This window comes from Nonomuraea sp. ATR24, assembly GCF_041950485.1.
In the GTDB taxonomy this organism is placed as follows: Bacteria; Actinomycetota; Actinomycetes; order Streptosporangiales; family Streptosporangiaceae; genus Nonomuraea; species Nonomuraea ceibae.
Genome location: NZ_JBGNUU010000008.1, coordinates 175,236 through 197,725 on the forward strand (window position 1 = coordinate 175,236; position 22,490 = coordinate 197,725).

Annotated in this window: 5 protein-coding genes; 2 read left to right on the forward strand and 3 right to left on the reverse strand. The window is 76.6% G+C overall.

Features of this window, described 5'->3' with window-relative positions:
• Window positions 1-20 precede the first annotated feature (20 nt).
• From ACBI99_RS21720 to ACBI99_RS21730, 3 genes are read right to left on the reverse strand one after another with little or no spacing between them, the layout of a single operon-like run.
• Entirely contained in the window at window positions 21-5,327 is a 5,307-nt protein-coding gene (locus ACBI99_RS21720; RefSeq protein WP_375073264.1) for a type I polyketide synthase, read from the reverse strand.
• A 4-nt stretch (window positions 5,328-5,331) separates the two neighbouring features.
• Complete coding sequence (locus ACBI99_RS21725; RefSeq protein ID WP_375073266.1) at window positions 5,332-10,710, reverse strand: type I polyketide synthase; 5,379 nt, start codon at window positions 10,708-10,710, stop codon at window positions 5,332-5,334.
• Between the two features lie 28 nt (window positions 10,711-10,738).
• The gene (locus tag ACBI99_RS21730; RefSeq protein WP_375073268.1) at window positions 10,739-19,285 is read right to left on the reverse strand and encodes a type I polyketide synthase; all 8,547 of its coding nucleotides are present in this window, start codon (window positions 19,283-19,285) and stop codon (window positions 10,739-10,741) included.
• A 264-nt stretch (window positions 19,286-19,549) separates the two neighbouring features.
• On the opposite strand from ACBI99_RS21730, the gene ACBI99_RS21735 reads away from it, so the two are divergent.
• A complete protein-coding gene (locus ACBI99_RS21735; protein ID WP_375073269.1) occupies window positions 19,550-20,923 on the forward strand; it encodes a condensation domain-containing protein in 1,374 nt (457 codons plus the stop codon).
• 24 nt (window positions 20,924-20,947) lie between these two features.
• A complete protein-coding gene (locus tag ACBI99_RS21740; protein WP_375073270.1) occupies window positions 20,948-22,480 on the forward strand; it encodes an AMP-binding protein in 1,533 nt (510 codons plus the stop codon).
• The last annotated feature ends 10 nt before the right edge of the window (window positions 22,481-22,490 follow it).

The window sequence follows — 22,490 nt, forward strand, 5'->3', positions numbered from 1 at the left end:
TTCCGGTCGCGGTCATGTCGTCACAGTTCGTTGTCGATGAGGGCGAAGATCTCCTCGTCGGAAGCAGAGTCGATCTTGTCCATCACGCCGCCCGCGTCCGCGGGGGCGGCGCCGAGCTTGGTGAGCGCGCCCTGCAGGATCGGTACGAGCCGGCCTCGGATGGCGTCTCCTTCGCCGTTGGCGTTGAGCAGCAGGTCGTCGATCTGCTCCAGCGCCATGCGCAGGGTGTCCTCGGGTGAGGGCGGCGCGGGGGCGAGGACGCCGGCCAGGTAGGCGGCCAGCGCGTTGACGGTGGGGTGGTCGAAGACGAGCGTGGGCGGCAGGCGCAGGCCGGTGTCGGCGTTGAGCCGGTTGCGCAGTTCGACGGCGGTGAGGGAGTCGAAGCCGAGCTGGTTGAAGGGCCGGTCGAGTTCGACGCTGTCGGGGCTGCCGTGCGCGAGGACGGCGGCGACCTGGGCGCGTACGGTGTCGACGAGCAGGCGGTGGGCGTCCTGGCGGGGCAGGGTGGCGAGGCGGGCGGCGAGGGCGCCGGGTCCGGCTCCGGCGGGTGCGCCGGCGGTGCGGCGGGGGGCGCGGACGAGGCCGTGGAGCATGGGCGGCAGGTCGCCGGTCTCGGCTCGGGCGCGCAGTCCGGCGGTGTCCCAGCGGGCGGCGACGACGAGTGGGTCGGGGCTGGTGAGCGCGGTGTCGAACAGGTCGAGGCCCTGCTCGACGGTGAGGGGGGCGATGCCGGCGCGGGCGAGCCTGGCGACGTCCGTCTGGGTGAGGGCGCCGGTCATGCCGGATTCGGTGTCCCAGAGGCCCCAGGCGATCGACACCGCCGCCAGGCCGAGCTCCCGCCGGTGGGCGGCGAGGGCGTCGAGGAAGGCGTTCGCCGCGGCGTAGTTGCCCTGGCCGGGGTTGCCGAGGACGCCCGCGAGGGAGGAGAACAGGACGAAGAACGCCAGGTCGCGGTCCTGGGTGAGCTCGTGCAGGTGCCAGGCGGCGTCGGCCTTGGGGCGCAGCACGGTGTCGATCCGGCCGGGGGTCAGGCTCTCGACGAGGCCGTCGTCGAGGACTCCGGCGGTGTGGACGACCCCGGCCAGCGGGACGTCCGCGAGCAGGGCGGCCAGGGCGTCGCGGTCGGCCACGTCGCAGGCCGCGACGGTGACGCGGGCGCCCAGCTCTTCCAGGTCCGCCACCAGGCCGGCGGCGCCGGGGGCGGCCTCGCCGCGCCGCGACACCAGCAGCAGGTCCCGTACGCCGTGGCCTGTCACGAGGCGGCGGGCCACGAGGGCGCCCAGGCCGCCGGTGCCGCCGGTCACCAGCACGGTTCCGGAGATTTCGGGTAACGGGTGGGGGTCGGGCTTGCGGCGGGCCAGGCGCGGGATGAGGGCCTTGCCGTCCACGACGCGGACCTGGGGCTCGCCGGTGGCGGTGACGAGGGCCCAGTCGGTGTGGCCTTCCTGGGCCTCGGCCAGCACGAACCGGCCGGGCTGCTCCGACTGCGCCGAGCGCACCAGCCCCCACACGGCGGCCGCCGCCGGGTCGCCGGGCCGGGTGGCGAAGACCACGGTGGCGTCGTCGGGCTGCGCGGCGACGGCGTCGAGGACGCGCGTGGTCAGCTCGCGCACGCGGGACGGCACGTCGGGGTGGTCGCTGACGCACGGGATCACCACGGGGTCGGCGGCTCCGGCCGCGGCGGCGGGGGCCTCGACCCAGTCCACGCCGTGCGCGGCCGTGCCGGTGGCGGCGCGGCGGGGCGCGGCGGCGCGGACGCGCAGGCTGCCGATCGACAGGACGGGCGCGCCGTCGGGGCCGGCCGCCTCGACGTGCGTGTCGTCGCCGTCCACGGCGAGGCGTACGCGCAGCTCGGGGGCCTGCGAGGCGTGCAGGGCGACGCCGCCGAACGCGAACGGCAGCCGCAGCTCGTCGTCGCCGCCGGCCAGCACGAGCGGGTGCAGCGCGGCGTCGAGCAGGGCGGGGTGGATGCCGAACCCCGCGGGGTCGACGCCGTCGGGCAGGGCGACCTCGGCGAACAGCTCGTCGCCGCGCCGCCACACCGCGCGCAAGCCCTGGAAGGCGGGACCGTACTCATAACCACGCTCGGCCAGCCGCTCGTAACCGCCGTCGACCTCCACCGGCTCGGCGCCCTCCGGAGGCCAGGTCCCGGCCCACGGGTACGCGGCCGTGTGCGGGGCGCCGGGGGTGAGGGCGCCGGAGGCGTGCCGCTGCCAGCCGTCGGAGGTGCGGGAGTGGACGGCGACGGCGCGGCGTCCTTCGTCGCCGGGCGGGTCGACCGTGACCTGGAGGGTGACGGCGCCGCTGTCGGGGAGCGGCAGCGGGGCCTCGATGACAAGCTCGTCCAGGCGGCCGCACCCGGCGTGGGCGCCGGCTTCGAGCGCGAGCTCGGCGAACGCGGCGCCGGGCAGCAGCGCGCCGCCTTCCACGGCGTGGTCGGCGAGCCAGGGCGCGCCCCGCGCCGACAGCGGGCCGGACAGCACGTACGCGTCGCCCGCGACGGGGACGACGGCGGCGAGCAGCGGGTGCCGGGAGCCGTCGATGCCCGCGCCGGCGGGGCGGGCGGGCGCCTCGTGGTCGCCGAGCCAGTAGCGGCGCCGCTCGAAGGCGTAGGTGGGCGGCTCGGCGGCCGGGTACGGGGCGGCGGCCAGGGCGGTGAGCCAGTCGACCGGCGCGCCGAGCACCCAGGCGTGGGCGAGCGCGGCCAGCATGCGCGGCCAGTCGCCCGCGCCGCGCCGCAGGGAGGCGCAGACCCCGGCGGTGATGCCGGCGGCGTGCCGGCTGTCGTCGGCGTCGGCGCCGAGCACCGGGTGCGGGCTGCACTCGACGAACAGGGGCGTGCCGGTCCCGGCGAAGGCCCGGACCGCCTCGTCGAACAGCACTGGGTTGCGCAGGTTGTCGTACCAGTAGCCGGAGGTGAGCCGCTCCGGCTCGACGAAGCGCCCGTCGAGGGAGGAGCAGAAGGCGACGCCGGTGTCCTGCGGCCGTACGCCGTCGAGGGCGGCGGCGAGCTCCTCGGCGATGGGCTCGACGAGCGGGGTGTGGGAGGCGTAGTCGACGGCGATGCGGCGCGTCCGGACGGCGTCGCCGCAGGCGGCGGCGAACTCGTCCAGGGCGGCGTCCTCACCGGCGACGACGCAGGAGGCGGGGCCGCTGTGCACGGCCACCCAGAGGCGGCCCGCCCACGGCTCGATCCGCGCCTGAGTGTCGGCGGCGGGCAGGGCGACGGCCATCATGCCGCCGGTGCCGCTGAGCCGCAGCAGGGCGCGGGAGCGCAGGGCGACGACGCGGGCGGCGTCCTCCAGGGTGAGCGCCCCGGCGACGCAGGCGGCGGCGATCTCGCCCTGGGAGTGGCCGAGGACGGCGGTGGGCTGGACGCCGAGCGAGCGCCACAGCTCGGCGAGCGAGACCATGACGGCGAACAGGACGGGCTGGATGACGTCGGTGCCGTCGAGCGCGGGGGCGCCGCCGGTGCCGCGCAGCACGTCGACGACGGACCAGCCGGTGTGCGGGCGCAGTGCCTCGTCGCAGCTCAGCAGCCGGTCGCGGAAGACGTCGCTGGTGTCGAGGAGGTCGACGGCCATGCCTGCCCACTGGGAGCCCTGGCCGGGGAAGACGAACACCGGCCGGGGGGCGGGCAGCGCCTCGCCGAGGACGGCGGCGGCGTGCGGGGCGCCGGTGGCGAGGGCGTCGAGCGCGTCGAGCAGCTCGGCGCGGCCGTCGGCGACGACGGCGGCGCGGTGCGCGAACGCGGCGCGGCGGGCCAGGGCGCGGCCGGTGGCGCGCAGGTCGGCGTCGGTGGCGGTGGCGGCGTAGCGGCGCAGGCGGGCGGCCTGGGCGCGCAGGGCGGTCTCGGTCTTGGCGGACACGGTCCAGACGAGCGGCTCGCCGGTCGTGGCGGGCGTGCCGGTGGGGGCGGGGACGGCTTCGAGGATGACGTGGGCGTTGGTGCCGCTGACGCCGAAGCTGGACACGCCGGTGCGGGCCGGGCGGTCGGCGGGCAGCGCGACCTCCTCGGTGGCCACGCGGACGCCGCCGGACTCCCAGTCGACGTGCGCGGTGGGCTCGGTGACGTGCAGGGTGCGCGGCAGCACGCCGTGGCGCATGGCCTGCACCATCTTGATCACTCCGGCGACGCCGGCGGCGGCCTGGGTGTGGCCGATGTTGGACTTGACCGAGCCGACCCACACGGGCTGGTCGTCGGCGCGGCCCCGGCCGTAGGTGGCCAGCAGCGCCCCGGCCTCGATCGGGTCACCCAGGCGGGTGCCGGTGCCGTGCGCCTCGACGGCGTCGACGTCGCGGGTGTCCAGCAGGGCGTCGGCGAGGGCCTGGCCGATCACGCGTTCCTGGGCGGGGCCGCTGGGGGCGGTCAGGCCGTTGCTTGCCCCGTCCTGGTTGACCGCCGAACCCCGGATCACCGCGAGCACGCGCCGCCCGTTGCGGATCGCCGACGACAGCCGCTCCAGCACCAGCACGCCCACGCCCTCGGACCACGCCGCCCCGTCCGCCGAGGCGGAGAACGACTTGCACCGCCCGTCGGCCGACAGCGCCCGCTGCCGCGAGAACTCGATGAACGGCACCGGTGACGCCATCACCGTCACGCCGCCGGCCAGGGCGAGCGCGCACTCCCCGCGCCGCAGCGACTGCACGGCCAGGTGCAGGGCGACGAGCGAGGAGGAGCAGGCGGTGTCGACGGTCAGGCTGGGGCCTTCCAGCCCGAGCGTGTACGAGACGCGCCCCGACAGGACGCTGGAGGCGCTGGAGGTGAACAGGGTGCCCTCGACCGAGCCGGGGGCCAGCTCCAGGAACCGGGTGGAGTAGTGCTCGTACATGCATCCGGCGTAGACGCCGGTGCGGCTGCCGCGCAGCGTGCCCGGGTCGATCCCGGCCCGCTCCAGCGCCTCCCAGCACGACTCCAGGAACAGCCGGTGCTGCGGATCCGTCGCCAGGGCGCTGCGCGGGCTCATGCCGAAGAACCCCGCGTCGAACTCCCCGGCGTCGTGGACGAAGCCGCCGTGCCTGACGTACGACTTGCCCGCGGCCTCGGGGTCGGGATCGTAGAGGCCGTCCAGGTCCCAGCCCCGGTCGGCGGGGAACTCGGTGATGGCGTCGCCCCCGGACGCCACCAGGTCCCACAGCTCCTCGGGGCTCGTCACCCCGCCGGGGTAGCGGCAGGCCATGCCGACGATCGCCACCGGCTCGTGCCGGCGGCCCTCCTCGTCGGCGAGTTGCCTGCGGGTGTCCGCCAGTTCGACGGTCGCGCGCTTGAGGTAGGCGCGGAGCTTGTCCTCGGTGCCCATCGGTCTGGCCCTTCCGGTCTCGGTCATGGCGTCACATCTCGTTGTCGATGAGGGCGAAGATCTCCTCGTCGGAAGCGGAATCGATCTTGTCCATCACCGTGTCGGGACGGCCCGCGCCGTCCGGAGCCGCGCCGAACCTGGCCAGGCCGCTCTGCAGCACCGCGACGAGCTTGCTGCGGATGGCCTCGCCGTCGCCCGTGGCGCTGGTGAGCATGGATCCCACACGTTCGAGCGCGCCGCGCAGGGTCTCCTCCGGGGAGGGCGGCGCGGGCGCGAGGGTGCTGAACAGGTACTCGGCGAGCGAGCTGATCGTCGGATGGTCGAAGACGAGCGTGGGCGGCAGGCGCAGGCCGGTGTCGGCGTTGAGCCGGTTGCGCAGTTCGACGGCGGTGAGGGAGTCGAAGCCGAGCTGGTTGAAGGCGCGGTCGACGCTGACCTTGTCGGGGCTGCCGTGGGCGAGCACGACGGCGACGTGGCCGCGCACCCGTTCGGTGAGCAGGCGCAGCGCCTCGTCCCTGGTGAGGGTGGCGAGCCGGGACATCAGCTCGGCCACGCCGGCGGGCTTGGCGGTGCGGCGGGGGGTGCGGACGAGGCCGTGCAGCATGGGCGGCAGGTCGCCCGCCTCGGCTCGGGCGCGCAGCCCGGCGGTGTCCCAGCGGGCGGCGACGACGAGGGGATCGGGGCTGGTGAGCGCGGTGTCGAACAGGTCGAGGCCCTGCTCGACGGTGAGGGGGGCGATGCCGGTACGGGCCAGCCTGGCCACGTCGGCCTGCGAGAGGCCGCCCGACATGCCCGATGCGGTGTCCCACAGGCCCCAGGCGACCGACACCGCCGCCAGGCCCAGCTCCCGCCGGTGGGCGGCGAGGGCGTCGAGGAACGCGTTCGCCGCCGCGTAGTTGCCCTGACCGGCGTTCCCCAGCACCCCGGCCAGCGACGAGAACAGCACGAAGAACGCCAGGTCCCGGTCGCGGGTGAGCTCGTGCAGGTGCCAGGCGGCGTCGGCCTTGGGGCGCAGCACCGCGTCCATGCGTTCGGGGGTCAGGCTCTCGATCAGCGCGTCGTCCAGGACTGCCGCGGTGTGGACGACTCCGGCCAGGGGCACGTCCGCGAGCAGCGCGGCCAGGGCGTCGCGGTCGGCCACGTCGCAGGCGGCGACCGTGACCCGGGCGCCCAGCCCCTCCAGCTCCGCCACCAGCTCACCGGCGCCCGGAGCGGACTCACCACGCCGCGACACCAGCAGCAGATCCCGCACACCGTGAACCGTCACCAGACGGCGCGCCACCAGCGCGCCCAGACCACCGGTGCCACCAGTCACCAGCACAGGCCCCGAAATTTCCAGCAATGGGCGGGTTTCGGGCTTGCGGCGGACGAGGGCCGGGGCCAGCACCCTGCCGTCGCGGACCCGTACCTGGGGCTCGGCGACGGCGGCCAGGCTGCCCCAGTCGGCGTGGCCGTCCTCGACCTCGGCCAGCACGAACCGGCCGGGCTGCTCGGCCTGCGCCGCGCGCACCAGCCCCCACACGGCGGCGCCCGCCGGGTCGCCGGAGCGGGTGACGAACGCCAGCCGCGACTCGGCCATCCGCGCGTCGCCGATCGCCGTCAGCACCTGCTGGGTGAGCCGGCGGACGGCGGCGGGGACGTCGCCGGGACGGTCGGTGACGCACGGGATGACGACGGCCTCGGCCACGCCGCTGCCGGGCGGCGTCTCGGACCACTCCACGGCGTACACCGCCTGCGCGGGCCCGGCCGGCGTCCCGGACGGGACCGCCCGCACGCGCAGGGAGGCGAAGGAGAGCGCCGGCTGTCCCGCCGGGGTGGCGGCCTCCAGCGCGCACTCGTCGCCGCCCGCGCCGGTCAGGCGCACCCGCAGCCGGTCCGCGCCGGGATGGAGGAGCCGCAGGCCGCGCAGCTCGAACGGCAGCCGCACGCTCTCGTCGTCCCCGGCGACGAGCAGCGGGTGGAAGGCCGCGTCGAGCAGGGCGGGGTGGATGCCGAACCCCTCGGGGTCCACGTCGCCGGGCAGGGCGACCTCGGCGAACAGCTCGTCGCCGCGCCGCCACACCGCGCGCAGCCCCTGGAAGGCCGGGCCGTACTCGTAACCGCGCTCGGCCAGCCGCTCGTAACCGCCCTCGACCTCGACCGGCTCGGCGCCCTCCGGCGGCCAGGTCCCGGCCCACGGGTACGCGGCCGCGTGCGGGGCGCCGCCCGCCGTGACGGTGGCGGACACGTGGCGGGTCCAGTCGGCGTCGGGGTCGCCGGCGGGCCGCGAGTACACGCGTACCGGCCTGGCCCCCGCGTCGTCGGAGCTCTCGGCGACCACCCGGACGGCCACCGCGCCCTCCGGCGGCAGCGTCAGCGGCGACTCGAACACCAGCTCCTCGACCGCGTCGCAGTCCACCCGCCCGGCCGCCTCCAGGACCAGCTCGGCCAGCGCCGCCCCGGGCAGCACGACCGTCCCGGACACCGCGTGCCCGGCCAGCCAGGGCGCCGTGGCCACCGACAGGCGCCCGGTCAGCACCACGGGCCCGTCCTCGGGCAGGTCGACGGCCGCGCTCAGCAGCGGGTGCCCGGCCTCGCGCAGCCCGGCCGCCGCCAGGTCGGCGGCGGGCGCGGGCGGGGCGAGCCAGTAGCGTTCGCGCTCGAAGGCGTACGTCGGCAGGTCCACGAGCCGGCCGCCCGCCGCCCGCGCGGGCCAGTCCACGCGCACCCCCGCCGTCCAGGCGCGGGCCAGGCAGCCGGCGAGCCCGTCGGTCTCGGTACGGTCGCGGCGGTGCAGGGGGACGATCGCGGCGTCCTCGCGGGTGACGCAGTCGTGCGCCATCCCGGACAGCACCGCCTGCGGCCCCACCTCCACGAAGACGCCGACGCCCTCGTCCTCCAGGCGGGAGATCGCCGCCCGGAACAGCACCGGCCCGGTGATCTGGTCGAGCCAGTAGGAGGTGCTCGCCCACGTGCCGCCCGCTCCCGGGACGGCCGTGGTGCGCGGCCTGCCGAACGTCACCCCCGCCAGCTCGGCGGCGAACGCCGACAGCATCGGCTCCATCAGCGGCGAGTGGAAGGCGTGGCTGACCGGCAGGCGGCGGATGCGGCGGCCCCGGGCCCGCCACTGCTCGGCGACGGCCAGGCACTCCCGCTCGGCGCCGGACACGACCACGGCGGCGGGGCCGTTGACGGCGGCGACGCTCACGCGCGACTCCAGCCCGGCGATCGACCCGGCGACCTCCTCGGCGGTGGCCTCCACGGCCACCATCGCGCCGGGCTCGCGCAGCTCCTGCATGAGCCGGCCGCGCGCGGCGATGAGGCGGGCGGCGTCGGCCAGGGACCACACCCCGGCGGCGTACGCGGCGGCGTACTCGCCCACCGAGTGCCCGGCGACCGCGTCCGGCCGCACGCCGTGCGAGGCGAGCAGCTTGAGTGCGGCCACCTCGAAGGCGAACAGCGCCGGCTGCGTGTAGGCGGTCCTGTCGAGCAGAGCGGCGGTGGCGCTGCCGGGCTCGGCCCACATCACGTCCCGCAGCGGCCTGTCGAGGTACGGGCCCAGCGCGTCGCACACGTCGTCCAGGGCGGCGGCGAACACGGGCGACGCCGCCGCGAGCTCGCGGCCCATCCCGGCCCGCTGCCCGCCCTGCCCGGTGAACAGGAACGCCGTCCTCGGCTGCTCCCCCGCCACCCCTTCCACCACTGCCGCTTCCACCACGGCCGCCGCGGCGGGCCCGCCGCTCGGGGAGCTCCCGTTGGCGTGCGCGGCCGGGGCGGGTGTGCCGGTGGCGTGCGCGGCCGGGGCGGGTGTGCCGGTGGCGTACGCGGCGAGGGCGGTGGTGAGGGCGGCGTGGTCGGGGCCGAGGACGACGGCGCGGTGCGGGAGGGCGGCGCGTCCGGCGAGGGTGCGCGCCACGTCGGCGGGCCGGGGCGGCTCGCCGGAGGTGACGGCGGCGTGCAGCCGGGCGGCCTGGGCGCGCAGGGCCCGGGGGCTGCGGGCGCTGATCGGCCAGGCGACCTGCTCCGGCGCCTCCGGCGTCACGGGCCCGGGCTCGGGCTCGGGCTCGGTGGCGGGCTCGGCGGCGGGGGCCTCCTCGATGATGAGGTGGGCGTTGGTGCCGCTGATGCCGAACGAGGAGATCCCGGCCCGGCGCGGCCGTTCCCCCGAGGGCCAGGCGCGGGCCGAGGTCAGCAGCTCGGCCCGCCCGGACTCCCAGTCGACGTGCGGGGTGCGTTCGGTGACGTGCAGGGTGGGCGGCAGCACCTCGTGGCGCATGGCCTGCACCATCTTGATCACTCCGGCCACCCCGGCGGCGGCCTGGGTGTGGCCGATGTTGGACTTGACCGAGCCGACCCACACCGGCCGGTCGTCGGCGCGGCCCCGGCCGTAGGTGGCCAGCAGCGCCCCGGCCTCGATCGGGTCACCCAGGCGGGTGCCGGTGCCGTGCGCCTCGACGGCGTCCACGTCCCGCGTGTCGAGCCGCGCGTCCGCCAGGGCCTGGCCGATCACGCGCTCCTGGGCCGGGCCGCTGGGCGCGGTCAGCCCGTTGCTGGCGCCGTCCTGGTTGACAGCCGATCCGCGGATCACCGCGAGCACGCGCCGTCCGTTGCGGATCGCCGACGACAGCCGCTCCAGCACCAGCACGCCCACGCCCTCGGACCACGCCGCCCCGTCGGCCGAGGCGGAGAACGACTTGCACCGCCCGTCCGCCGACAGCGCCCGCTGCCGCGAGAACTCGACGAAGATGTCCGGCGCGGCGATCACGGTGACGCCGCCGGCCAGCGCGAGCGTGCACTCGTCCTGGCGCAGGGCGCGCGTGGCGAGGTGGAGCGCGACCAGGGACGACGAGCAGGCCGTGTCCACGGTGATGGACGGTCCCTCGAGCCCCAGCGTGTACGAGACGCGCCCGGACAGGACGCTCGGCGTGCTGGAGGTGAGCAGGCTGCCCTCGACCTCTTCGGGCACCCGGTCGAGGAAGCGCGTGGAGTAGAGCTCGTACATGCTGCCCGCGTAGACGCCGGTGCGGCTGCCGCGCAGCGTGCCCGGGTCGATCCCGGCCCGCTCCAGCGCCTCCCAGCACGACTCCAGGAACAGCCGGTGCTGCGGATCCGTCGCCAGCGCGCTGCGCGGGCTCATCCCGAAGAACCCCGCGTCGAACTCCCCCGCGTCGTGCAGGAACCCGCCGTGTCGCACATAGGACTTCCCGGACGCCTCCGGGTCGGGGTCGTACAGCCCGTCCACGTCCCAGCCCCGGTCGGCGGGAAACTCGGTGATCGCGTCGCCCCCGGACGCCACCAGGTCCCACAACTCCTCCGGGCCCGTCACCCCGCCGGGGAAACGGCAGGCCATGCCGACGATCGCCACCGGCTCGTGCCGGCGGCCCTCCTCGTCGGCCAGCCGCCGGCGGGTCTCCGCCAGCTCGACGGTCACACGCTTGAGATAGGCACGGAGTTTCTCGTCATTCGCCACGTTCTGGCCTTTCCATAGACAGGGGGGACGTCATCGCCCGGTTGTCGATCAGGGCGAAGATCTCCTCGTCCGATGCGGAGCCGATCTCCGCCGCGCCGCCGCTGCCGGCGGGGTCGGCGGAGGGGACGGCGCTGGTGGCCCCGATCCTCGTGAGAGCGCTCTGCAGGATGGCGACGAGCTGGCCGCGCATGGCGTCCGCCTCGCCGTTGGCCGTCCGCAGCATCGACTCGGCCTGGTCCACGGCGGCCCGCAGCGTGTCCTCGGCCGACGGCGCCTCGGGCGCCAGCGCGCCGAACAGGTAGGCGGCCAGCGCGGTGACGGTCGGGTGGTCGAAGACCAGCGTGGCGGGCAGCCGGAGCCCGGCGTCGGCGTTGAGCCGGTTACGCAGTTCGACGGCGGTGAGCGAGTCGAAGCCCAGCTCGTTGAAGGCCCGGTCGACGTCCACGTCCTCGGGGCTGCCGTGCGCCAGGACGGCGGCGACGTGCGAGCGGACCAGCTCGACCAGGTGGGCGCGGCCGTCGGCCTCGGCCATCCCGGCCAGCCGCTCGGTCAGCCCGCCGGGTCCGGCGACGGCCGCCGTGCTCGCCGCCGTCGTCGCGCGCCGAGGGGTGCGGACGAGGCCGCGGAGCATGGGCGGCAGGTCGCCCGCCTCGGCTCGGGCGCGCAGCCCGGCGGTGTCCCAGCGGGCGGCCACGATCAGCGGCTCAGAGCTGGTCAGGGCCGTGTCGAACAGGTCGAGGCCCTGCTCGACCGTGAGCGGGGCGATGCCCGCGCGGGCCAGCCTGGCCACGTCGGCCTGGGACAGGCCGCCCGACATGCCCGATGCGGTGTCCCACAGGCCCCAGGCGATCGACACCGCCGCCAGGCCCAGCTCCCGCCGGTGGGCGGCGAGGGCGTCGAGGAACGCGTTCGCCGCCGCGTAGTTGCCCTGGCCCGCGTTCCCCAGCACCCCGGCCAGCGACGAGAAGAGCACGAAGAAGGACAGCTCGCGATCCTGGGTCAGCTCGTGCAGGTACCAGGCCGCGTCGGCCTTGGGCGCCAGCACCGCGTCGAGCCGGGCCCCGGACAGCCCTTCCAGGACGGTGTCGTCGAGCACGGCCGCCGTGTGGACGACCCCGGCCAGGGGCACGTCCGCGAGCAGGGCGGCCAGAGCGTCGCGGTCCGACACGTCGCAGGCCGCGACCCTGACCCGGGCGCCCAGCTCCTCCAGCTCGGCCACCAGCTCACCGGCGCCCGGAGCGGACTCACCACGCCGCGACACCAGCAGCAGATCCCGCACACCGTGAACCGTCACCAGACGGCGCGCCACCAGCGCGCCCAGACCACCCGTGCCACCAGTCACCAGCACAGGTCCCGAAATTTCGGGCAATGTCCCCGAGGTGAGCTCCTGCCGGGTCAGGCGCGGCGCCAGCAACTGCTCGTCGGCCGTGGCCAGCTGGGTCTCGCCGGAGGCGACGGCGGCGGCGAGGCGTTCCCAGGCGGTGAAGCCGGGCGCGACCTCGGCCAGGGCGAAGCGGCCCGGGTGCTCGGACTGGGCAGACCGCAGCAGGCCCCAGACGGCGGCCGCCCCCGGCCCGCCCGGCCGGGTGGCGAACACCAGCCGCGACCCGGCGAAGCGATCGTCGGCCAGCCACCCCTGCGCCAGGTCGAGGACCTCGCGCAGCGCGTCGTGCGCCGAGTACGGCAGGTCGTCGCCGTCCACGTGGACAGGAGCCAGCACGGTGGCGGGCACGCCGCCCGCGTTCATGCCGGCCAGCGAGGCGAGGTCGTAGTGGCGCGGCGCGGCGATCCCCGCCCGCTCCAGCTCGGCCGCCAGCTCGTCGGCGGCCTCGTCGTACCCGACGAGCGCCCAGCCGCCGGCCCCGGCCGCGGACGGCTCGGGCAGCGGCGTCCAGTCCAGCGTGTGCCCGGCGGCCCCGGCGGCGGGCCGGGCCGCGCCGCGCGGCAGGCGGCGCAGGGCCAGCTCGGCGGCGGCGATCCGGGCGCCCGTGCCGTCGAACAGCGCCAGCGCGATCCGGTCGTCGCCCAGGTCGGTGATCCGGGCGCGCACCGTCTCGGCCCCCAGCGCGGTGACGCGCACGCCGCTCCAGGAGAACGGCAGCAGCAGCGCCGACGGGTCGTCGGCCGACTCCAGCACCACCAGGTGCAGCACCGCGTCCAGCAGCGCCGGGTGCAGCACGAACCGGCCGGCGTCGGCGCGCGCCTGCTCGGGCAGCGCCACCTCCACGTACGCGTCGCCGCCGTCGCGCCAGGCGGCCCGCAGCCCCTGGAACGCGGGACCGTACGCGTAACCGCGCTCGGCGAGCAGCTCGTAGAGGCCGTCCAGGCCGATCGGGCCGGCCTCGGGCGGCCAGCCGGGCAGCCACTCGGGGGCGTCCCCGGCGCCGGGGCCGAGCAGGCCGGTGGCGTGGCGCGTCCAGGGGGCGTCGGCGTCGCCCGCCGGGCGGGCGTGCACGGTCAGGGCGCGGCGGCCCTGCTCGTCCGGCCCCGACACGCTGACCTGCACGTGCGCCGCGCCCTCCGGCGGGAGCGGCAGCGGCGTCTCCAGGGTCAGGTCCTCGACGGCGTCGCAGCCGGCGGCGGCCGCGGCCTGCAGCGCCAGCTCGACGAAGGCGGTGCCGGGCAGCAGGACGCCGCCGTCGATCGCGTGGTCGGCCAGCCACGGCACGGCCGGCACGGACAGCCGCCCGGCCAGCAGGAACCCGTCGTCGGCGGCCACCGGCAGCACGGCGCCCAGCAGCGGGTGCCCGGAGCCCGGCGCGGCGAGGCCGAACAGCTCTCCCGAGCCGCCCGAGGGGGCGGTGAGCCAGTGCCGGGCCCGCTCGAACGGGTAGCCGGGCAGGGCCTCGTGGTGGCGGCGGGCCGTGCCGAGCGCGGCAGCCCAGTCGACGCCAGCGCCGAGCACCCACGCCTGGCCGAGCGCCTTGAACAGCCTCGGCGCGCCGCCGTCGCCGCGCCGCAGCGTGCCCGTGGCGCCGCCGGGCGCGCCGGCCGCCGCGAGCGTGTCCTGGACGTGGCCGGTCAGCACCGGGTGCGGGCTGGCCTCGACGAACACCGGTGTCCCCGCCGCCGCGACCGCCTCGATCGCCTGCTGGAACCGGACCGGGTTGCGCAGCCCGGTGAACCAGTACTCGGCCGTGAGCAGGCCAGGGTCGATGAACTCGCCCGCGTACGAGGAGCAGAACGCCACCTCGGTGTCGCGGGGCCGTACCCCGTCGAGGACGCGCAGGATCTCCTCACGCAGCTCGTCGATGTGCGGGGTGTGGGCGGCGTAGCCGATGGCGACGCGGCGGGTCTGCACCGCGTCGCCGCAGGCGGCGGCGAACTCGTCGAGCGCGTCGGCGTCGCCCGCCACGACCGTGCTGGACGGGCCGCTGAACACGGCCGGCCACAGCCGTCCGGCGAACGGCTCCAGCAGCTCGCCGACGCGGGCGGCGGGCAGCGACACGGCGAGCATGCCGCCCTTGTCTCCCAGTCTCGTCAGCGCCCGGCTGCGCAGCACGACCACGCGGGCGGCGTCCTCCAGGGAGAGCGCCCCGGCGGCGCACGCGGCGGCGATCTCGCCCTGCGAGTGGCCGACGACGGCGGCAGGCTGGACGCCGAGCGTGCGCCACAGCCCGGCCAGCGCAACCATGACCGTGAACAGCACCGGCTGGATGACGTCGGAGCCCTCCATCGGCGGCGCGCCGGGACGTCCGCGCAGCACGTCGATGACGGACCAGCCGGTGTACGGGAACAGGGCGCGGTCGCAGCGGGCGGCCTGCTCGCGGAAGGCGGGGCTGCCGTCCAGCAGGTCGACGGCCATGCCGGCCCACTGGGAGCCCTGGCCGGGGAAGACGAACACCGGCTTGGCCTCGGCGGGCGCGACGCCGCTGGTGACGGCGGCGTGCGGCGTCCCGGCGGCCAGGGCGGCGAGCCCGGCCAGCAGCTCGTCCGGGTCCGCGGCGACCACCACGGCCCGGTGCGCGAACACCGCCCGCCGCGCCAGCGCCCGCCCCGCGTCCACCAGCACCCCGATCACGCCACCCGCCACCGCGTCGGCGGACTCACCGCCGGGGACGTCGGCGTCCGCGGAGGTGGCGGCCGACCCGGCGGTGGGGTCGGTCGGTTCCGAGGTGGGGGTCTGGGTGATGAGGGTTTCGGCGTGGGTGTGGAGGCGGGCGGCCTGGGTGCGCAGGGCGGCCTCGGTGCGGGCCGACACGACCCAGACGATCGGCCCGGCGTCCGTGCCGGCCACCGGCTCCTCGTACGGGAGCTCGGCGGGCGGCGGGGCGGCCTCCACGATGACGTGCGCGTTCGTGCCGCTGATGCCGAAGCTGGAGACGCCGGCCCGGGGCGGCCGGTCCCCCGTGAGCTCGACCGGCTCGGTGAGCAGGCCGACCCCGGCCGAGGCCCAGTCGACGTGCGGCGTCGGGTCGGCGGCGTGCAGGGTGGGCGGCAGCGTCCGGTGCTCCAGCGCCTTCACCATCTTGATCACCCCGGCGACGCCGGCGGCGGCCTGGGTGTGGCCGATGTTGGACTTGAGCGACCCGAGCCAGACCGGCCGGCCGGGGTCGCGGCCCTCGCCGTAGACGGCGATGACCGAGTCGGCCTCGATGGGGTCGCCGAGCCGGGTGCCGGTGCCGTGCGCCTCGACGGCGTCGACGTCGGCGGCGGTGAGCCGGGCGTCGGCGAGCGCCTGCCTGATGACCTCGCGCTGGGCCTGCCCGCTGGGGGCGGTGAGCCCGTTGCTGGCGCCGTCCTGGTTGACGGCGCCGCCGCGCAGGACGCCGAGGACGCGGTGGCCGTGGCGGCGGGCGTCGGAGAGACGTTCGAGCACGAGCATGCCGGCGCCCTCGGCCCAGCCGGTGCCGTCGGCCTGCGCCGAGAACGCCTTGCACCGCCCGTCGCGGGCCAGCCCGCCCTGTCTGCTGAACTCGACGAACATGCCGGGCGTCGACATCACGGTCACGCCGCCCGCCAGCGCCAGCGCGCATTCGCCGCGCCGCAGCGCCCGCATCGCCAGGATGATCGAGACGAGCGAGGAGGAGCAGGCCGTGTCGGTGGTGATCGCGGGGCCGCGCAGGCCGAGCGTGTAGGCGATGCGGCCGGAGACAACGCTGAGCGCGGTGCCGGTCAGCAGGTGGCCGTCGGAGGCGCCGTCCGGCTGGTGCAGGCGGGGCCCGTAGTCGGGGGCCATCGCGCCGACGTACACGCCGGTCGGGGAGCCGCGCAGCGCCGCCGGGTCGATGCCGGCGCGTTCGACGGCCTCCCAGCAGATCTCCAGGAGGAGGCGCTGCTGCGGGTCCATGGCGGTGGCCTCGCGCGGGCTGATGCCGAAGAACGCGGCGTCGAACCGGTCGGCGTCGTGCAGGAACCCGCCGTGCCTGGTGTCGCTGGTGCCGGAGCCGCCCGAGCCGAACAGGGTGCCGAAGTCCCAGCCCCGGTTGGCGGGGAACTCGGTGATGGCGTCGGAGCCGGTGCTGACGAGCCGCCACAGGTCCTCGGGCGAGGTGACCTCGCCGGGGTAGCGGCAGCCCATGCCGACGATCGCGATCGGGTCGTCGTCAGTCCGCGCCGGGGTGACGGCGGCGGCGGTGGCGGGCTCCGGCTCCGCTCCGGTGAGCAGCCCGTGCAGGAAGGCGGTCAGCCGGTCGGGCGTGGGGTGGTCGTACAGCAGCCCGGCGGGCAGCCGCAGCCCGGTGGCCGAGCGCAGCTTGTCGCGCAGCTCGACGGCGGTGGCGGACTCCATGCCGAGGTCCTTGAACGTGCGGCCGGGCTCGACCGCCGCCGCCTCGCCGTAGCCGAGCAGCCGCGCCGTCGTGTCCAGCACCAGCTCGCGCACCTCGGCGCGCGACGTCCCGCCGCGCGACGCCGCCTCCCGCGGCTCGGCGTCCACCGGGACCGGCGTCGCCGGCGCGGTGCGGCGGGGCGTGGCGGAGGCGCCGTGGGCCAGGTGCTGGAACGGGTACGTGGGCAGGTCGATCGGGCGTCCGCCGGGGCAGAGGCGGGCCCAGTCCACCGGTGCGCCCTGCGCGTACGCCTGGGCCAGCGACCGGGTCAGCCGTTCGGCGCCGCCCTCGCCGCGGCGCAGGGTGCCGGTCACGGCGACGTCGCGGCCCGCGTCCTCGGCCGTCTCCTCCACGCCGGTGACCAGCACCGGGTGCGGGCTGCACTCGACGAACAGCGCGCACTCCTCCAGGGCGGCGCGCACCGCCTGGCCGAAGCGGACGGGGCGGCGCAGGCTGCGGTACCAGTAGGCGGCGTCGAGCCCGGCGGTGTCCATCGGCTCGCCCGTGAGCGTCGAGACGAACGTCGTCTCCACGCTCACCGGCCGGATCGGGGCGAGCGCGGCCAGCACGTCCTCGCGCACCGCCTCGACCTCGGGCGAGTGGGAGGCGTAGTCGACCGGAATGATCTTGGTGCGGTGCCCGGGCAGCCGGGTGGCGAGCTCGGCCAGCGCCTCGCGGGGGCCGGAGACGACCAGCGAACGGGGCCCGTTGTAGGCGGCGACGGAGACACCGCCGGGCAGCACGGGCTCGACCACGTCCAGCGGGGCGGCGACCGACATCATGCCGCCCTTGCCGGTGATGCCGGCGATGGCGCGGCTGCGCAGGGCGACGACCCTGGCGGCGTCGCCCAGCGTGAGCGCCCCGGCGACGGCGGCGGCGGCGATCTCGCCCTGCGAGTGGCCGACGACGGCGGCGGGGTGCACGCCGTGGGCGCGCCACGTCCCGGCCAGCGCGACCATGACCGCCCACAGCGCGGGCTGCACGACGTCGACGCGGTCCAGGCCGGGCGCGCCGGGGCGCTCGCGCAGGACGTCCATCAGCGCGTACGGGACGAAGGGCGCGAGGGCGTCGGCGCACTCGGCGAGGCGGGCGGCGAACACCGGGGAGGCGTCGATCAGCTCGCGCGCCATCCCGGGCCACTGGGAGCCCTGGCCGGGGAAGACGAACGCGCACCCGCCGGGCACGGCGGCGCCGGTGACGACGGAGTCGTGGGGACGCCCCTCGGCCAGGGCGGCGAGCGCGTCCCGCCGGGCTTCGCGGCCGGTGGCGAGGACGACGGCGCGCCGCTCGAACGGCGTCCTGGTGGCGGCGAGGCTGAGCGCCACGTCCACCGGCGCGACGGCGGGGTCCGCCGCGAGCGCGGCCAGCCGGGCGGCCTGCTCACGCAGGGCCCCTTCCGCTCGCCCGGACAGCACCCACGGTGCCTGATCGCCCGCTCCCGTCACGGCCCCGGCTTCGGCTGCGGCTTCGGTCGCGGCGGTTGCCGCCGCGCCGGGGACGGGCGGCGGGGGTTCGGCGAGGATGAGGTGGCAGTTGGTGCCGCCCATGCCGAACGAGCTCACGCCCGCGAGCAGGCGGCCGCCGTCCGGCCAGGGGCGGGTCTCGGCGACGACGCTCAGGCGCAGCGCGTCCAGGGGGATGGCGGCGGGCGGCGTGCGGAAGTGCAGGCTGGCGGGCAGTTCGCGGTGCTTGACGGCGAGCACGACCTTGAGCAGCCCAGCGATGCCCGCCGCGCCCTCCAGGTGGCCGATGTTCGTCTTGACGGACCCGACCAGCAGCGGCTCGGCCCGCCCGGCCCCGTAGGCGGCGCCGAGCGCGGCGGCCTCCACCGGGTCGCCGGCCTTGGTGCCGGTGCCGTGCAGCTCGACGTAACGCACCTCGCCGGGCGTCACCCCGGCCTCGGCGCAGGCGAGCCTGATGACCTCCTCCTGGGCCCGGGCGCTGGGCACGGTCAGCCCTTCGCCGCCGCCGTCGTTGTTGACGGCCCCGCCGAGGATCACCGCGTGCACCCGGTCCCCGTCGGCCAGCGCGTCGGCGAGCCGCTTGAGCACGACGACGGCGCCGCCCTCGCCGCGCACGTACCCGTTGGCCCGCTCGTCGAAGACGTGGCAGCGGCCGTCGGGGGACAGCGCGCCGAACGCGCCGATGGCGGCGGTGGTCTCGCCGAGCAGGTTCAGGTTGACGCCGCCGGCGAGCGCCACGTCGCTCTCGCCGCGCCGCAGGCTGGCCGCGGCCATCTGGACCGCGACGAGCGACGACGACTGGCCGGTGTCGAGGGTGAGGCTGGGGCCGCGCAGCCCGAGCGCGTACGAGATCCGGTTGGCGATCAGCGCCCGGTTGACGCCCGTGTAGGCGTGGCGGCCGGGGCCGGGCGCCCGGTCGCGCAGGGCGGCGTAGTCCTGGGAGATCGCGCCGAGGAAGACGCCGGCGGCGCTGCCGCGCAGCGCGGCGGGCACGACGCGGGCGTGCTCGAGGGCTTCCCAGCCGAGTTCGAGCGCCAGCCGCTGGTGCGGGTCCATCGCGGCCGCCTCGTTCGGCGAGATGCCGAAGAAGGCGGCGTCGAAGCCGTCGACGTCGTCGAGGAACCCGCCCCGCCGGTACTCGGCCGCCTCGGGCCATCGGCCTTCGGGCGCGTCCGTGACCGCGTCCTCGCCATCGCGCAGGAGTTTCCAGAAACTGTCCGGATCCGTTGCCCGCGGCAGCCTGCACGCCATGCCGATGACGGCGATCGCGTCCGGCTCGCTCCGCTGTCCCGACTCACCCATCAATGCGCCACCCCAAAGCCTCGGGCGTCCAATTGACGCCGTTTATCCGAACGGCTGTGAAGCATTTACCGACAGCCGGACGAGTTCGCGGCCATTGCATAGTGAGTGAGACCCTAATTGGCGGTTCGGACCGCGGGCACAGGTCGCAGGCGGCACCTTGTTGCCGCCATTTGTTGCCATCGCCGCCGACCGTCCGGCCCCTTGACCCGGGCGCCGGCGGTCGGGGATGAATGACGGACGGACGAAGCCGCGGGAGGAGGGCGCATGCCCGTCGAGTCTCCGCTCAGTCACGGCCAGTTGTTCAGCTGGCGGGAGATCGAGCGGTATCCGGAGGACTGGCTGGCCGAGGCGAACCTGCCTGCCACCTGGGACCTGCGCGGCCTGTCCGTCGGGCAGGTGACCGCCGCGCTGGAGCGGCTCGTCGCCCGGTACGAGGCCCTGCGGACCACGTACGACCCGGGCGGCGGCACGCCGGTGCAGCGCGTGCACGAGAGCGTGGCGCTGCCGATCGAGCGGGTGGACCGGGTGGTGACCGACCCGGCCGAGCACGAGCGGACCAAGGCGGAGCTGGTGGCGGTGCCGTTCGCGATGGCGGACGACCTCAACTGGCGGGGCCGGCTGGTGTGCTCGCGCGGCGCCCCGGTGTACCTGACGCTGGTGTTCTCCCATCTGATCGTGGACCTGTGGTCGATCCACCACCTCCAGGACGAGTTCAAGGCGCTCACGTCGGGCGCCCGCCCGGCGCCCGCGGGCCCGCCGCCGCGCGAGGTGGCGCGGCGGCAGCGCGCGGACGCCTGGCGGCCCCGCCAGGAGGGCGCCGAGCGCTACTGGCGGTCGGTGCTGGCCGAGGGGCTGACGGACGAGCTGCCGACGCTGCCCGCGCGGGTCAAGCGCGAGCGGCTGGAGCTGACGCTGCACTCGCGGCGGCTGGGCGGCCTGGCGGCGGAGGCCGCGCGCAAGCACGGCGTGACCGCGCCGGCGGTGGTGATGGCGTTCGTCGCCGCCGGACTGGCCCGCCACCTGGGCACCGACCGGGTGACGATGAGCCTGATGTCGTCCAACCGGTTCGCCCCGGAGGACCAGCACCTCATCGGCACCATGAACCAGCTCGTCCCCGTCGTGACCGAGGTGGACCGGCGGGCCACGCTCGCCGAGCACATCAAGCGGCTGCACTGGGCGGGGGCCAGGGCCTACCGGCACGGCAGCTACGACTTCGACCGCGTCACCGAGGTGGCCGGGCCCGCGCCGGAGCACGGCTGCTGGGTCAACCACTTCTTCCGCGCCTGGTTCAACTACGTGCAGGTGGACCGGCGGCCGAGCGACCCCGCCGACCAGACGCCGGCCGAGCTGGCCTGGACACCCGTCGCCCAGCCGTACGGGCAGGCGTTCCGGGTGCGGGTGGAGGTGCGGGGCGGGCGCACCGGCGTGCTCATGCTGGGCGACCCCGACGTGCTGCCGGCCGAGGCGATGACGGACCTCATGCGGACGATCCCGATGGGGATCCAGCTCGCGCTGACGGAGCCGGACCGGGCGCTGAAGGACCTGTGGAGCGCGGGCGCCGAGCTGCCCCCGGCGCTGTTCCCGGCGAACCCGCCCAGCCCGCCCGGCCCGCCGAGCCCGACTGGGTCGTCCCGGTAGCGGGCCGTCATCGAGGGAGAGGCCATGGCACGCACCCTCCACCAGTGGTTCGCCGCGTCGGCGGCGCGTCACGGCGACCGGGTCGCCCTGGAGGCCGGCGGCGAACGCTGGACGTACGCCGAGCTGGAGGCGCTGTCCGGGCGGCTGGCGGCGCTGATCGCCGGCGCCTGCGACGGGCCGCCGTCGCGGGTGGGGCTGCACGCGGGCCGCGGCCCGCTGGCCTACGCCGGGTACCTGGCGATCCAGCGGCTCGGCGCGGCGGCCGTACCCCTGAGCCCGGCCGCGCCGCCCGCCCGCAACCGGCTGGTGGCCGCGTCCGCCGGGCTCGGCGCGGTGCTGTCGGAAGCGGGCCTGGAGCCGCCCGGGCTGCCGGACGGCGTCCGCGTGGTCCGTGCCGCCGCCGGGCAGCCGCACCCGTCCGGTCCCGCGCCGTCCGCGCGGGCGCAGGCCGACGACGTCGCCTACGTGCTGTTCACCTCGGGCTCGACGGGGACGCCGAAGGGCGTGCCGATCCGTCACCGCAGCGTGGACGCCTACCTGCGGCACGTGATCCCCCGGTACGGGCTCGGGCCGGGGTGCAGGGTGTCGCAGACCTTCGACCTGACGTTCGACCTGTCGGTGTTCGACCTGTTCGCCACCTGGGGCAGCGGCGCGACGCTGGTCGTGCCGGGCCGCTACGACCTGCTCAAACCGGTCGCGTTCGTCTCCCGGGAGCGGCTGACCCACTGGTTCTCGGTGCCGTCGGTGGTGTCGGTGGCGATGCGGCTGCGCCGGCTGGCACCGGGGTCGATGCCGTCGCTGCGGTGGAGCCTGTTCTGCGGGGAGCCGCTGACGCTGCGGCAGGCCGCGGCGTGGCGGGCTGCGGCGCCGGACAGCGTCCTGGAGAACGTGTACGGGCCGACGGAGCTGACGCTGAGCTGCACCGAGTACCGCCTGCCCGCCGACCCGGCCCGCTGGCCCGTGACGGCCAACGGGACGGTGCCGATCGGCCTGCCGTACCCGGGCGTGGAGCACCTGGTGATCGACGGCGACGGGCGGCCGGCCGAGGAGGGCGAGCTGTGCCTGCGCGGCGTGCAGCGCTTCCCCGGCTACACCGATCCGGCGGTGAACGCGGGCCGGTTCGCCGCGTTCGACGGGCGGGTCGCGACCGGCGCGGAGACGGGCGCGACGGCGGCGCCGGAGCTGTGGTACCGCACCGGGGACCGGGTGGCCTGGCGTGACGGGGTGCTGGTGCACCTGGGCCGGCTGGACCAGCAGGTGAAGATCTCCGGCCACCGGGTGGAGCTGGGCGAGGTGGAGTGCGCGCTGCGCGGGCAGCCGGGCGTGCAGGAGGCGGTCGTGCTGGCGCTGCCCGGCCCGGACGGCGAGCCGGAGCTGGCCGCCGCCTGCACCGGGCTCGACGGGGCGGCGCTGGATCCGGTGGCGCTGGTCAAGGGGGTCACGCAGGTGCTGCCCGGCTACATGGTGCCGCGCTCGGTCACGCCGGTGGCGGAGCTGCCGCTCAACGCCAACGGGAAGGTGGACCGCCGGGCCGTGGCGGCGGTCCTGCGCGGGTGACGGCTGCGGG

What these genes read in the sequence shown, in the direction of transcription:
- ACBI99_RS21720 (WP_375073264.1), bottom strand. Translation starts at nt 5,327, where the DNA reads ATGACCGAGACCGGAAGGGCCAGACCGATGGGCACCGAGGACAAGCTC.
- ACBI99_RS21730 (WP_375073268.1), bottom strand. Translation starts at nt 19,285, where the DNA reads ATGGGTGAGTCGGGACAGCGGAGCGAGCCGGACGCGATCGCCGTCATC.
- ACBI99_RS21735 (WP_375073269.1), top strand. Translation starts at nt 19,550, where the DNA reads ATGCCCGTCGAGTCTCCGCTCAGTCACGGCCAGTTGTTCAGCTGGCGG.
- ACBI99_RS21740 (WP_375073270.1), top strand. Translation starts at nt 20,948, where the DNA reads ATGGCACGCACCCTCCACCAGTGGTTCGCCGCGTCGGCGGCGCGTCAC.